Annotated in this window: 11 protein-coding genes; 3 read left to right on the top strand and 8 right to left on the bottom strand. The window is 45.8% G+C overall.

Features of this window, described 5'->3' with window-relative positions:
- Positions 1-201: 201 nt before the first annotated feature.
- The 7 genes from A8709_RS11120 to A8709_RS11090 all read right to left on the bottom strand — a co-directional run bounded on the left by A8709_RS11120 (position 202) and on the right by A8709_RS11090 (position 11859).
- Positions 202-1479, bottom strand: coding sequence for a hypothetical protein (locus tag A8709_RS11120; protein WP_065852411.1), 1278 nt, complete (start codon positions 1477-1479; stop codon positions 202-204).
- A gap of 1172 nt (positions 1480-2651) precedes the next feature.
- Complete coding sequence (locus A8709_RS11115) at positions 2652-5048, bottom strand: glycoside hydrolase family 95 protein (protein ID WP_065852410.1); 2397 nt, start codon at positions 5046-5048, stop codon at positions 2652-2654.
- A 57-nt stretch (positions 5049-5105) separates the two neighbouring features.
- Complete coding sequence (locus A8709_RS11110; RefSeq protein ID WP_065852409.1) at positions 5106-5939, bottom strand: carbohydrate ABC transporter permease; 834 nt, start codon at positions 5937-5939, stop codon at positions 5106-5108.
- A 27-nt stretch (positions 5940-5966) separates the two neighbouring features.
- Positions 5967-6851 (bottom strand): carbohydrate ABC transporter permease, encoded by an 885-nt coding sequence (locus A8709_RS11105; RefSeq protein WP_065852408.1) that lies wholly within the window; start codon positions 6849-6851, stop codon positions 5967-5969.
- 113 nt (positions 6852-6964) lie between these two features.
- The gene (locus A8709_RS11100; protein ID WP_065852407.1) at positions 6965-8338 is read right to left on the bottom strand and encodes an ABC transporter substrate-binding protein; all 1374 of its coding nucleotides are present in this window, start codon (positions 8336-8338) and stop codon (positions 6965-6967) included.
- A 126-nt stretch (positions 8339-8464) separates the two neighbouring features.
- On the bottom strand, positions 8465-10066 hold the full coding sequence (locus A8709_RS11095) for a response regulator (protein WP_065852406.1): 1602 nt from the start codon (positions 10064-10066) through the stop codon (positions 8465-8467).
- Entirely contained in the window at positions 10063-11859 is a 1797-nt protein-coding gene (locus A8709_RS11090) for a sensor histidine kinase (RefSeq protein ID WP_065852405.1), read from the bottom strand. Before A8709_RS11090 ends, A8709_RS11095 begins: the two co-directional genes overlap by 4 nt.
- Positions 11860-12030: 171 nt before the next feature.
- On the opposite strand from A8709_RS11090, the gene A8709_RS11085 reads away from it, so the two are divergent.
- Positions 12031-12354 carry a winged helix-turn-helix transcriptional regulator gene (locus tag A8709_RS11085; RefSeq protein WP_065852404.1) on the top strand — a complete coding sequence of 108 codons (324 nt, stop codon included), beginning with the start codon at positions 12031-12033 and terminating at the stop codon, positions 12352-12354.
- Positions 12355-12435: 81 nt separating this feature from the next.
- Here A8709_RS11085 and A8709_RS11080 read toward each other — a convergent pair whose 3' ends face one another.
- Complete coding sequence (locus A8709_RS11080) at positions 12436-13290, bottom strand: AraC family transcriptional regulator (RefSeq protein WP_065852403.1); 855 nt, start codon at positions 13288-13290, stop codon at positions 12436-12438.
- Between the two features lie 127 nt (positions 13291-13417).
- Here A8709_RS11080 and A8709_RS11075 point away from each other — a divergent pair, with 127 nt between their 5' ends.
- Together A8709_RS11075 and A8709_RS11070 are read left to right on the top strand one after the other, a co-directional pair.
- Complete coding sequence (locus A8709_RS11075) at positions 13418-14284, top strand: phytanoyl-CoA dioxygenase family protein (RefSeq protein ID WP_065852402.1); 867 nt, start codon at positions 13418-13420, stop codon at positions 14282-14284.
- A gap of 197 nt (positions 14285-14481) precedes the next feature.
- On the top strand, positions 14482-14958 hold the full coding sequence (locus tag A8709_RS11070) for a hypothetical protein (protein WP_065852401.1): 477 nt from the start codon (positions 14482-14484) through the stop codon (positions 14956-14958).
- The last annotated feature ends 34 nt before the right edge of the window (positions 14959-14992 follow it).

Genomic DNA, 14992 nt, shown 5'->3' with positions numbered 1-14992 from the left:
TATAGAGAAGTAGTTTAATTAACAGACGATATTTAGATTTATAGTAATGGATGTATATGAGGCGAAGAAGTCGAGATCTAATGTAAATGGAACGAAGAACCATGAACTGAAGATCATGCAAAAAAGCGGAAGCCAGAGAAACTCTCTGTCCTTCCGCTTTTCAAATAAATCGAAGCTCATCCTACCTGATTTCAGATAGCCTTATTGGGGCAGCATCACGATTTGATACGCCGAGGAAGCGTTCATATTGTTCACTGTGATTTTAACAGAACCATTCGTAACCGTGTAGGCTGCTCTAGATAAGCGATACGTGCCTGATGAAGTGCCGCCATTGGAATTATCAACGCCCCATACCTCGATCGTCGTCTTTCCACTCGTCTGTAGTGCCGCTGGAATATTGGTTAAATTCACATCTAAACTTCCGCTGCCTCCGCCGAAAATCGTAGCAGACAACTTTCTCCCACTATCGTAAAAGCCAACGCCCTGCATTGGACCATTCTGAGTTGGCGGTGTTACAGCGATGGTATTTCCTGTGAATCCTCCGTACCATTGGTACATGTACCAGGCACCCGATTTGGTGTAGCTGGCCGTTAAGAGCTCATCCAATCTACCTTCTGGCTGCCAGAAAGCTAGTCCCGCATGAACCTTACTATTCTCAAATCTAACCATGTACTGCAGCAATTTCCCTGGAACACCGAGCTCACCGGTTGATTTAGCATACTCATTAATCGTAATGGGACGAGCTGATATGCCGAGGTCACTCTCAATTTTGCGATAATCATTATAGCTGTTATACCACGTGTCAACTGTATCATCGAGTTCATGCCAGCTTGTGTAGTCTGGAAGGACATTGTTCGCTTTAGCAAACGTATAGAAGTCCCGGTACGCTGCACTGTTATAATGTTCAAAGTTTGGTCCGACAATTTTGGCCGAAGAGTCAATAGAGCGTATTTTTTGAAAAACCGTTTTCCAATCGTTTTTGAAGTCTGTCAGTTTGGTTCCTGAAGTGCCGTACCAGATCCAATCTGGTTCGTTGAAAGGCACGTACAGAAACTTCGCACGGTCTTTGTGAGCTTTAACTTGGTTCGCAATTGTCGTAACTTTCGCTAAATAATCTGTCATATTACGTGTTGGATATGGCCAGTCTTTATAGATATCCTGCATATAGATTTGTACAAATTTTCCGCCTGCGCGGAACCATTGATCCGACACCTTGAAGGCGTCACCACCAGCATGTTGGAGCCCGTCTGGCGCCATCTGACCTGTCATGTCGAGACTGTTTAAGCCTGTAAGCAAAGAGTCGCTCAGTGAGGTACTGTCTTTCAAACCGTACAGAAAACCGTTTGCACCGTGGAGCGGCGCTCCAGTTGATTGACCAAGATTAACGGTCATTACTGGATTTGCTGCAAAGCTTTGAGATGGAATCGCAAACATAATTACTGCCGCTAACATGAGTGCAAGTGTCTTTGTCCTCTTCATGAAAATAACCTCCAATTGAATGATTTTATGCCTGATGCGCTAAGCTGAAATGCTATATACGCTCCTCACCTCCTTCGTGTCTTGCGTTATACACATAAGTATAAGGTTGACAGGAGGGTGACTGAAGGGAATATACGGGCAAATCGAGGAAAGAAACAGGACAAATTAGGGGGAATGATGGGGGTAGAAAAACTGTATGTTTTAACATACAGGTTTGGCAGGTAGTGCCTCGCACAAGCATATTAAGGCGATTTTTTTACTTATCGGGGCTTGTGGAGACAAGCAGGGCGATTTCTTCTACTTGCGGTTGGGCTTGCGGGGCTTGAGATGCCTGTAAGTCGATTTTCTCGACTTGCGGCTGGGCTTGCGGGGCTTGAGATGACTGTATGTCGATTTTTTCGACTTGCGGCTGGGATTGCAGGGCTTGAGATGCCTGTAAGTCGATTCTTTCGACTTGCGGCTGGGATTGCGGGGCTTGAGATGGCTGTATGTCGATTTCTTCTACTTGCGGCTGGGCCGCGTGGCCGAAGTACTCCCATTAACCGGTACCCGAGTAGCTGTTCGCTTAACACAGCTGTCACTCACAATTTAACTGGTTTTCCACACTCTCTTCGCTCCTATCACAGCTGTCACTCACAAATTAAACGGTTTTCCCGACTATCTTCACTCCCAACACAGCTGTCACTCACAATATAACTGGTTTTCCCGACTATCTTCACTCCCAACGCAGCTGTCACTCACAATTTAAACGGTTTACCGGACTATCTTCACTTCCAATACAACCGTCACTCACAATTTAAACGGTTTTCCCGACTATCTTCACTCCAATCACAACTGTCACTCACAATTTAACCGGTTTTCCCGACTATCTTCACTCCTATCACTACTGTCACTCACAAATTAAACGGTTTACCGGACTATCTTCACTCCCAACACAACCGTCACTCACAAATTAACTGGTTTTCCCGACTATCTTCACTCTTATCACAACTTCCACTCTCAAATTAACTAGTTTCTCCGATATATTCATTCCTTCCCCCACTATTACTCACAATTTAACCTGTTCCCCCGACTATCTTCGCTCCTATCAAAGCTGTCACTCACGATCATATCGCCCTAACGCCAAATAACCCTTTCCAAGGGTTATTTGACTAAACTCTATACAATTCCAACTACTCCACAAGAAGTAGTCGATATGCTCCATCTCTCTCCGTCTGGAACTGCACCAAACCATCCTCCAGCACGAATGGTATCTCCCCTTGTTCACCAGCAACTACGCGCCAGTGAGCACTCGCACCGGCACGCACTCGGCAGAGCCCGCCAAGCTTGGATAAGACCGTCGCGTCGGTGACCCTATGGTCCTTCCAGCTCAGGCTGATTTCGAAACCGCCACGCGCGCGAAGCCCCTTCACGCTGCCTGTGCCCCAAGCATCCGGCAAAGCCGGCAGGAACTGAATGTACCCTTGATAAGATTGCATGAGCATCTCAGCAATACCAGCCGTTACGGCAAAGTTCCCATCAATTTGAAATGGCGGATGCGCATCAAATAAGTTGGCATACACACCGCCAATATGGTAATTCTCCTTGTCGCTGTCAACCAGTGTAAGCAGGTTGGCGATTAGTCCTAAAGCTCGGTTGCCATCTCCAAAACGAGCCCATAACGAGATTTTCCAACCTAAGCTCCAGCCTGTTCCGCCGTCACCCCGGCGCTCCAACGACTGGCGCGCTGCTTCAAAGAAACGAGGCTCGTCAGCAGCCGTAATTTGTCTGCCTGGATACACACCAAACAGATGCGAAACATGACGATGGTGAACGTCCTCGTCCTCGAAGTCCTGCGACCACTCCTGCAGCTGTCCGTACTGACCAATTTGCATCGGAAGCAAGCGACTTCTCGCCTCAACTAGCCGATCACGCCAGTCCGTATCGTCCTCTAGCAACGCCGCTGCTTCTATACAGTTCGTGAACAAGTCCCACATTAGCGCCATGTCCATGGTTGAAGCTTTGCTGACGCCATATGTAACCCCATCCACGACATATTTATGCTCAGGTGACGTTGACGGCGAAGTAATTAATTTCCCATCTTCATCCTCGATTAACCAATCCAAACAGAACAGGGCTGCTCCCTTCATAGTTGGATAGGCCTTGTCCCGCAGAAAGGCTAAATCACCACCGAATGCGTAGTGTTCCCAGAGGTGCTGCGCCAGCCAAACCCCACCCATTGGCCAAAACGCCCACACGGGGTCGCCATGTCCATAATCGCCAACCGGTGAAGTTTGGCACCAAATATCCGTGTTATGGTGGGCCACCCATCCATCAGCCCCATAATGAATACGGGCAGTCTCCTGGCCATTCGCAGCCAGATGCCCAATGAAATCCAACAATGGCTCATGACACTCCGCCAAATTGCAGGTCTCAACAGGCCAATAGTTCATCTGTGCGTTGATATTTAGCGTCCAATTAGAGCTCCATGGCGGCCTTGTTTCTTTATTCCAAATCCCTTGTAAGTTCGCTGGCAATGATCCTGGCCGTGAGCTTGTAATCATCAGATAGCGTCCATATTGGAACAAAAGCTGAACGAGTCCAACATCCGTGGCGCCATAAGCCACTATCCTTTGATCAGTGGACAGCAATTCCGAAGGAAGCGACTCGGCTGTAAGAGAAGCCCCTAGATCCAGCGAAACACGATCAAATAAGCTTTTGTAGTCTTCCACGTGTCGCTCTCTAAGATCCGCCCACGATAACTGCAGCGCTTTATTCAACGTTTGCTTCGTATAAACAGAAGGATCTTTCCCATCGTGCCCCGGCACTCGGTCGTGGCCATTAAAGCTTGTAGCTGCACTAACGAACAAGGTGACACTTGTTGCTCCATATATATGCAGACCGTTCGCATCAGCCTTACAGCTTCCGCCCTCCTGCTGTGCCGCTAAGCGTACTTCGAACCGCATCGCCTTCGTTGTCGCAGGATCGCCATACACAATTGGCTGGCTCGTTTCGTAATAGCTCGGATCAACCTGCTCCGGCGCGTAGCCCTGAAGAACGAGCTGAGACTCGCTGGCAGTCGTGTCGAATCGCAAATCACTTTGAAGGCTTGCACGCAGATTCAACATGCCTGGTTCACTTGCGCTCAAACGAACCACGATAACTTGATCTGGATGTGAAACAAACATCTCACGTGTGTAAATAACCTTGCCTATTCGGTACGTCACCTTAGCGACGCCATCTTGCAAATCAAGACATCTGTTGTAATCTCGATGTATGCTCCCATGTTCCATCGCAAGGAATAGATGCCCCATAGGCAAATACGATTGCGTATAGGGCCCCATCATTTTTCGGGCCAACAGATCTGCTTCGGCATAATTACCTGCCTCTAGCTGCTCCCGCACTTCTGGCAAGATTTGAATCGCCTGTGGATTATGCCAGTCTCGTGGAGCACCTGACCATAACGACTCCTCGTTCAACTGAAGCTGTTCCTGCTCAACACCGCCGAAGAACATCGCACCTAACCGACTATTGCCCAAGGGGAGCGCTTCTGTCCATGCATTAGCAGGTCTCTCATAGCTCAATTTCATTCCGACCACTCCTTTTCAATCGTAACTCTTCTCTCTATATATTCACCATGAAACCGTTTACCCCTTCACAGCCGAACCCACTGTCAAAGCTTTTTCCACCTGTTCACTCAGCAACAAATATACGAGAATCGTAGGCAAACTGGAAAGCACCATGGCAGCCCCCATCGCACCCCAATCCGTCGAAAATTGACCAACGAAAGAAATCAGCCCTGTCGGCAATGTCTTCAAATGGGCATTCGTAACGAGAATAAGTGCCATGGGGTATTCGTTCCAAATATTCAGAAAAGCAAAAATCGTAACTGTCGCAATAGAGGGCTTCACTAATGGAACAATAATTTGGGCAAACGTCCGATATATGCTAGCGCCATCCATATAGGCCGATTCTTCAATTTCCACAGGGATCGTCCGAAAAAAGCCATAAAAAATCAACGTCGAGAACGCCAAGTTGAACGCCGTGTAAGGCACAATGAGCGAGAAATACGTGTTCGCGAAACCGATATCTTTGACCAGAATAGCCAATGGGATCATGATAACTTGAACAGGAATAAACAAACCCAGCATGAGGTACGTATAGGCAACTCCTCGAAACCGCCAAGTTATACGTGCAGTTGCATAAGCGAATCCCAGCGAAAGAATCAGAATGAAAGCGATGGAAATCACTGAAACGATGACACTGTTCTTGAAAAGCTCCACCACATTAAAAGCCGAAACAGCTTTCGTATAATTTTCGAAGCGAAAATGTAACGGAATCCCTAGCGGATTGGAGAAAAAAATCTCATCATTATTTTTCAAGGAGTAAAACAACATATACAGGATGGGGTATAGGGAAACGATTCCATACAGCCACAAAAATGATTTAAATAACATATTCTTGCCGAGATGTTGCGGCATGATTCTCACCTCAATCCTAATCTCTATCTAGTAAGTTATCTTATCTCTAGCCACCAAACGATTAACAACAATGGTAACGAGCAGGCATTCCAGCACTAAACTAACGGCAACGGCACAGCCATATCCAAAATCATTCACCACAAACGCAGAACGATACATTAGATAAGTGAGCGTATAGGTTGCGGTTCCAGGACCGCCTTTGGTCATAATTTGCATATGTGCGAATGCGTTAAGGCCGCCGACTAAGGCGAAAATCAAACACATTTTATACGTCTCAGCCAGCATCGGGATTGTGATTTTCCTATGTGTAACCCACGTGGAAGCTCCATCGATCTTGGCAGCCTCGAAATATTGCTCCGGAATCGACTTCGCCCCTGCATAAATCAAGGCAAACTGATAGCCCAGATACTGCCACGAGCTTACAATTGTAACGGCAATGATCGACGAGATACCTGGGCTTGATAGCCAATCCTGTCGGTACGAGAGATGTAGGAATTCAAATATTTTATTAAACAGCCCAAACATCGGGTTATACATCGAAATCCACAACTGACATACCACAGAAACGGATAACACAACAGGCAGAAAGTACACTCTTCTCAAAAGATTGCGTCCGACCATTCTCTTGTTCATTAGCGCAAGGGCTAATATTGTTCCTATCCCCAACTGAAAAACGGTGAGAATTCCAGCGAAAAGAAGTCCGTTCTTCAAAGACGTATAAAACAGGCTGTCATGAAGCAGATTTTTATAGTTATCCAAGAATACAAAAGTACCTTCTGTAATGCCGTCCCAGTCGAACATACTGCGATAAAAAATTTGAATCAACGGATAGACGACAATAACGGTGAAAACAGCTAGTGCCGGAAACGTGAACAGGAAGACCGCTTTATAATTCGCTCGCAAAGCATTCATCTATGTCTCAACACCTTATCAGTCATTTGTGAGGAAACACACCCCACCGTGATGGAGCGTGTTTCGTCTTTGCACTTATTTTTTGTATTCATTTTTGCGCTTCGTCTTCACACTTACTCTTTGTACTTCTCAATCATTTTGTCCGTATTGCTAATGAACAGCGCAGCTGGCTCGCCGGCTACGAACTTCTGAAGCTCCTCACCGAAGGAAGCTGCGAATTTCTGATTAGGTAGTGAGTGCTCGACTTGTGACTTGGTGATGTATTGGCCTTTCACTTTCAAGAGTTTAACGGCCATTTTTGGAAGCGGTTGGTTCGGTGTAATACCATCAGTTTTGATCGTCGTCATCGTGCTTCCTGTCGTTTTGAACGAAACTTCTTGGTACGCTTGCGTGAAAGCCGCAGCAACTTGAATCGCTAGCTCCGAGTTTTTGGCGTTCTTGGAAACTGCGAAGCCATTCATTTCAAAGCCGCCTGGCAGCGCCATTTTATTCTGATCTTCTTTACCTGGATCTGTCACTGGGAAGACGTCAAGGAAGTCTACCGTGTCATCGCCTAGATTTTTAACGGAATCTGGAATCTCCCACTCCCCATTGATCAGCATTGCTGCTTTGCCACTATAGAAAAGTGCTCGAGCTGTATCGTAATCGGCTGTAACTGCACCTTTTTGGAACAGACCTTCTTTAATCAATTCTGCCATTTTGTTAATCGCATCGGTATAACCAGGATCAGACGCTTTCGCTGTGCCTTTTGAAAGTGCCATCATGCCTTCTGGGTTCGCTCTCATCGTAAAAATATCGAAGAAAGCGCCTATTGGCCACGCTTGTTTCGCAAAGGAAGTGATCGGCACGATCCCTTTCGCATTAAACGCCTTAACGGCTGTTAACAATTCCGGATAATTCGTAGGCACCTTTACGCCATTTTGTTCAAATATTTTTTTATTATAAAAGAGTACATCCACCGTTGGTCCTGAACGCGGGAAGGCGTAAATGTGGCCATCTGTATATTTCAATTGATTGTCCACGATGTTCTGCGCTAATTTCCCCACATAGGCTGGGTTAGCTGCAAAGAAAGCATCCAATGTAAGAATACTGCCTGATTTCACCACATTCGGCATCGTCTGACCATTGATATCTACGATATCAGGAAGATCGCCAGTCGCGATTCTCGTTTTCAACTGTTCACCATTATCGTTCGCCATCGCTTCTGGCGTAATCGTTACGTTTGGGAACTGTTTCTTCACTTCCGCAATCGCTAAGTCGATTGGCTGTTTTTCACTGTCATTGGAATAGTGCGTCATGAGCTTATACGTCACTGTTTCTGTGCTTGCTTTCGCCGTAGCTGCTGGCGAATTAACCGCTGCACCTGCCGAAGCAGATGGTGAGCTTGTCGATGAATCCGTAGATGTTGAATTACCACAAGCTGTTGCTGCAAGTAATAATCCACCCGTGACGACAACCGTTGAAGCCTTCATTAGTTTCCGTTTCATATGAATCCCCCTAGACCATTATGTGAGTTGTGAACATAGCGCTATGTCATGTCTTTATTATAGAAGGCGAGAGACCACGCTTGAAGGGAAAGAACGGGCTTCCATCCGTACTTTTCGTGCCAAAACTTATTTGTCTGCCGTATCTTTTCTTCCCAAATATTCACTTGGCGATAAGCCAAAGTGCTTCTTAAACACTTTGCTGAAATACCCAGCATCCGTATAACCTACCCGCTCCGACAGCTCTTGCAGCTTCATATCTACCGTATCCATCAATTGTTTGGCCTGTTTCATGCGAAATTGCGTCATATACTCCGTGACATTAATCGTGAGCTCTTTCGCAAACGCTTTGCGAATATAGCTAGAGTCTAAGTGGAAATGCTGCGCGATTTGTTCGACACCTAAATCTGCGTCAGCGTAATTTTCTTCAATATAAGACTGTGCATCTTTGACGATTTTGCCCATCCGAGACATTTTTTGAACACTATAATGCTGAATCGTCTTCGTAAAAATGAGCGAAATCCAAGTGAAGGATTCATCGAGTGAGGTCACTTTTTTGATATGCTGAAAAGGTTTGAAATCCTCCCCCAGAATCGCCACAATATCTCCGCCAAGCTCTGTTATGTGGGATAAACACAGGGATATCAAGTTCATGATCATCGCATAAGTGAGATCTACAGATGTCGGGTTCGTGGAAATAAATGCTTTGATTTGCAAGAGCGCTCCATTCACTTCGTCCAATTCATTCCTGCGCAAGGCGGAAAGCACTTGTTCATTCAGCTTCAAAGGGTAATAGCCAAAGCCCTTCCCCGTTTCGTTCAAGTGGCGATATTCGATGAGTTTGCCTACGCCGGAGGTTAATTTATTTTGCAGTGCGATAGCGGTTTCAAAATAAGCGTTCCGAATCTCACGCAAATGCCCAGCTGGGCTCGATATCCCAATCGTTACGGAGAAGCGGAAATATTTCTTCGCGTAATCGATCAAGAGTTGATAGGCATGGAGGTTCAGCGCATCCACTTCTTCTTGACTGTCCAGGCAATGGATCGAAATAATCCGTCCCTCCGGTCCATTGAAGATCAGATGCTTCGCGCTTGGCGCATCCAAGTCGCCCAATACATTCGATACGGCGAAGCGCCATAGGGAAATATCATGCGGTTTCAGCCACTTTTGAAACAGTTGATCGATTTCTATCGAAGCTACGACATAATACTCGGCATCAACTGAGACTCCTAATTTGTGAAAAAAGCGCAGAAACTCCTCTTCCATCGTCTCAAAGCCATCGGTAATGAGCGCGTTCAATAAACGCTCTTTGGCGAAGAAAGCATCATCTTTCGCCTGCGTCGCATCCTCTTCTTTTTTCTGAATCATTAATTTAAACTTTAGCATTGCAGCTAGCAGTTCATCCTTGCGAAAAGGCTTCAGGACATAGTCCTCGACACCCAGCTTAATGGCGCGGCGTGCATATTCAAATTCACTATACCCCGTAACAAGCGCAATACAGATGTCGCTGTTCTGCGCTTTCATAATCTCTGCCGCAGCGATACCATCCATAGCGGGCATGTTAATATCCAGCAACGCAATTTGTGGAATCGTTAGTGCGGCAAGCTCCACGGCTTCGACACCTGTCCGCGCCTGTCCGCAAATCTCAAACCCGTAGCTTGCCCAGTCAACGAGTTCAACCATATATTGTCTGAATTCCGGTTCATCGTCCGCGATTAAAACCTTTATCATGGCAACCAGCTCTCCTTTTGCATCGGAATCATTAACGTAATCTCAGTGCCAACATCCGGCGTCGACTGAATCTCAATTCCATATCGTTCACCAAAATAGAGCTTCATACGCTCATTCACACTCTTCAATCCAAATGACTTCATGGGAGAGAGCGCATTCATATGATCTTCAATTTGTTGTAATTTATCAGGTGTTAAACCAATTCCGTTGTCGATAACCTTGAGGATAATATGATCCTTCTTCAACGTTCCTCGGATCGTCACTTGGCCCCGACTTAGCTTCGGCTTCAAGCCATGGTAGATCGCATTTTCGATTAAGGGTTGAATCGCTAGTTTCATGATCGTATACGGCTTAATCTCTTCATCAATCTCGATGTGAAAATCGAGGATATCCGAATATCTCGTCTTCTGTATAAAAAGATAATCTTCGGCATTCTTGAGTTCCTCGGCGATTGTAATAATTTCCTTGCCCTGGCTCAGTGAAACGCGATAAAAATCTGCCAAAGCCTTCGTCGTATCGGCCGCTAGCTCCGTTTTCCCACGTTCACACAGAACGAAAATCAAATCTAGCGCATTATAGAAGAAATGCGGCTTAATCTGAGCTTGCATCAAGGCAAACTCGTATTCCCTTTTCTTCTTTTGCTCCAGCGTCACTTTAAGCAGCAATTCATTAATCGTTCCGATCATATCGTTGAACGTCTTTGCAAGGATACCAATTTCATCTACCGTTTGGATCGAGCTGGTGATATGTAAATTGCCCTCTCGGATATGCTTCGCCACTTTCGTCAGGCCGATGATCGGTTTAGCGATATGTCTGGATAACATGAAGGACCCGATTAAAGCAATCAATATGCACAGCACCCCAACGATAAAAATTGTGATGGAGTTCGTATACGTCTCTTTGTTCAAATTATTAACGAGCATCTGCTTGTAGAGCACCCAATTCAATTCAGGGATACGCTTCTGCATGATGAGGTAGGGGGATTGATTCATTTTCAAATTAATCGAAGCCCCGTCCGTCCCACTTTCCAGCCAACTCCGAAGATGCTCATCGCCAATGGGGTGAAGCAGATTGGAAGCTACCTTGGTAGATACAATGAGTCCTTTGCTGTCTGCAATGTAGTAACCTTCCTCACCTTTCATAGCAACGTTTGGAAAAATACCCGAGATCGTCGATTCTTTAATATTCAGAATTAAACTCCCCAAAGTGAGACCCGTATCAATGTCCACGACGCGTTTGCCAATCGTTAAGACAGGCGCTTTCTCATCGATCACCAAATAATTACGGGTCTGCATCGGAAACCACTCATTGTTCGGAATCCCATCCTGCTTGAGTAATTTGACCATGTCACTCTGCAGGGCAAGCTTTGCATTGTTCTCGAGTCGATTGTCCGATACGAAGAAATTGTCGTGCGCATCAATAAATACAATCGATTCAATATCTTTGAAGGCACGCAGGTTAAAGTCAAATTCGTTTAAGAGCTGATTACGTAATTTGACACTGTTAAAAGACGTCGTCGAATCGACATTTAGCTCATGATAAATGTTATTGATATTTTTGATCAGCACGCGTGCGCTGGTTTCGCCATTGTTATAAATGCTCTGAATCCGCGTCACGATAATGCTGGACTCTCCGGATATGTTCACCTTCGTTTTCTGGATCGTGGATTGGGAGAAAATATAATTCGATGTAAACACGATGACAAGCAGGGGCAGCACGACAATCGGCAAGAAAACGATGATAATCTTCTTGCGAATCACCATGTTTTGGTACATGAACAGTAACTTCTTCAACGGGCAGCCCCCTCTACTAGAATTACTCCTATTCTAAACCATTTGGAAAGGTAAAAAACAGGCATTCGCAGGTAATTTTCGAGACATGGGAACGACCAACCCCAGCGAGAAGCCACTATGTTTCATCGCTTCATTACGTTATAATAAAAAGAATATAATGAGGTGATGAAAATGGAGCAATCGCAGATGTGTCCTCGTTTCGAGAAGGCGGTCGAGATTCTGAGCAAGCGTTGGACGTCGCTCATTGTCTTCCAATTGCTCTCGGGCCCGCATCGTTTTGTGAATATTGACCATGCGCTTCCTAATTTGAGCGGCAAGGTATTGTCTGAGCGGCTTAAAGAGTTAGAGCAAGAAGGAATTGTTAAACGTGTCGTATACCCGGAAACTCCGGTTCGCATTGAATATTCGCTGAGTGACAAAGGACTCGCACTGGCCCCCATCTTCAGCGAGATTGCCAAATGGTCTTCCGAATGGTTGCCAGTACCGGAATCCTAGTTCATGAGAAAGGTCATCCACGCTGTCTTTTTGACAGTAGGGATGACCTTTTGATTTTTAATATGAATCAGCGGACGTTATTCAAGTCTTCCTCTTCCTGAACTCTGTAGGCGAAACGCCATGGAATTGTGTGAATTGTTTGGTAAAATGATGCACGGATGAGTACCCGAAATCCTCCGCAATTGCGGTGATCGATCGATTACTCTCCCACAGCGCAGCCTCTACATGCCGCATGATCGCCTTCGTCCAGTATGCTTTGGGCGAGATGCCTGTGGCTTGCTTGAAAAGCTCGTGGAACTGGGTTTTGCGAAGCCCGCAAGCGGCCATCCAATCCTCATAGCTCCGGCTCGCATTCGCTTCCTTATCCATTCGCTCGATTATGGGGATGATGCGGTAATCGGTAAATGCGGACTTTGCAGCAATTTGTACCAAATCAAGTAAAAACGCCTGAAGGAGATGGCTGACAATCCTTTCCGAATAGGGTTCTTTTTTGCCCGCTTGCATCACCGTATGGATAAATAAATCTCCTAATGCAGCATGATGCTGGATGGGAGTCACAACAGGAAGTACATCTAGTTCTGGGCAAGGTTCAATGGGAGTAAGCATATCCCGATTGAAATCCGATTCATCCCATACGAGATGCTGAATGTTCGACATTTTGAAATTCCAGAGATCACAATACAGATTATAAGTCGATAATGGATGGTCCGGATTGGCATAAAAAGAGTGACTGACTTCAGGCGAAAAATAGATCAAATCCCCTTTCTTGACAGGATACGTTGTTCCGCCAGTTGAAACCGTCCCTTTGCCGCCTGCAACGAGATGGAAGGCATAACAATAACCGATCCTGCCAACTTCCGCTCGGTTTCTTTCGATCGGAAATCGATAGTAATGACCAACTCTTACATGGGGTATCGCCGAAGAAATGGATGTCATTATACACCTCGTTTTCCAAATGAAATATCGGAAGAATTGATCAATCTTCGAACGCTCGAGCAAATACACCTATCCAATATCGTGTTATTATTTTCTATATTACAACACATGTTGGAGGGTGACTAGAATGATTAAGCAAAGTGGAAGCGGAAGTTTAACTACCGAACAAAAACAGTTTTACGAGGAGCAAGGCTATCTCATTATCCCCCATCTCTTGTCTCAGGAGGATTTATCCTCTGCCCGCGATGCGATGACCCAGAAAGTTTCGATGATTGCAGATGAGCTATTCGAAGACGGGCTTATCACTGATAAACTGGAGGATCGCCCATTTCCCAATCGCTTAGCTGAGTTATTTCAACATTTGACCGCTGAAAACTTCCTGAAATATGGCCGCAGCTGGCGTGACCGCATTCCAGGCTATTTCACGCTTATGAGTAATCCCAAAATTCTAGATGCTGTGGAATCCTTAATTGGTGGAGAGCTTTTCGCGAATCCGGTCTATAACGTCCGTCCGAAAGTCCCAAGGGTAGCAGCTGGCGCGGTTCCCTGGCATCAGGATAAATCCTACTGGCCCGATGCCAATGCCAATCCTGTTATTACTGTCTGGATCCCCCTTGTTGATGCGAATGAAGTCAATGGCTGTCTGCATATCAAACCTCAGACACACCGAAAACGTGTGCTCAAATGGCATCGTGAAACTTACACAGGAACTGGTTATACGGCACTGAAAGACAGCCAGCTTGGCAAAACAGAAACTGTAGCCTTGCCGGTCCCCGCTGGGAGCGCCATTCTTTTCAATGATCGCTGTCTGCATATGTCCACCCCGAATCTATCCCATGAAGTTCGCTGGAGCGTTGATCTGCGCTATCAACCTACGGATCAAGATCCGATGCCGCAGCACGGCGTTGGCTTCCTAGCTAGAAGTCACAAGTATCCGACTCGTGTGGCGACATTATCGGATTGGCTCGCGGAAAAGTCCGAGCATAGTGACTAATAGGTGGAACTGAACAAGAAAAACTGTTGACTTTGAAAACTAATTTCCATTAAAATAAAGAATAGCAAACAATCCCGATAAAATTTATTGGAATAATAAAATATCACATCTGCGTCCACCAGATAACTGGAGACCTTCCCTTTCATCACAAAAGGGATAGGTCTCTTTGTTCATTTGATCAGAAATGAGGTTATATCATGAACAAAACGTCCTACCTGTTTCCGAATCTCCCCCACTTTATCGGGAGCATCCGCGAATGGCTGCTTGGCTTTACTTCGCCAAGAACTTCGACAACTACGCAGCCGCTCGCACCTCCGCCTGAGATAGTAATATCTGATTTACCTACCGAATCACCTGGCATTCCTAGTGAAATTCATCTAGCCCCCATCGAAACACAGCACATTTGGTTAGAAAGCCTAAAGGTCGGGAATCACCTCCATGCCCAGCATGCCCTGCAAACCATTTTCAAACCGATTCTAGCCGCTAATGCCCAGGCTCCCGTTCACCGCGTACAATTCATCGGACTCCTAACCCATCTTCATAGTTTAATGAGCCAATTAGGCATAGAGTGGTCCTACTCCGAATTAAAATCCAGCTTTCAGTACGCCTCCCCTGATGAGCTTTATCATCGGCTTCATACGCTTTCGACAGAGATTTGTTTGCGAATGAAGTAGATCTATAGACGAAAAAGAACGGTCTGCTTAGCAA

The organism is Paenibacillus pectinilyticus (genome assembly GCF_001700435.1).
GTDB lineage: Bacteria > Bacillota > Bacilli > Paenibacillales > NBRC-103111 > Paenibacillus_E > Paenibacillus_E pectinilyticus.
Note: the sequence above shows the minus strand (reverse complement) of the source record. Positions and strands in the feature narration are given on the sequence as shown.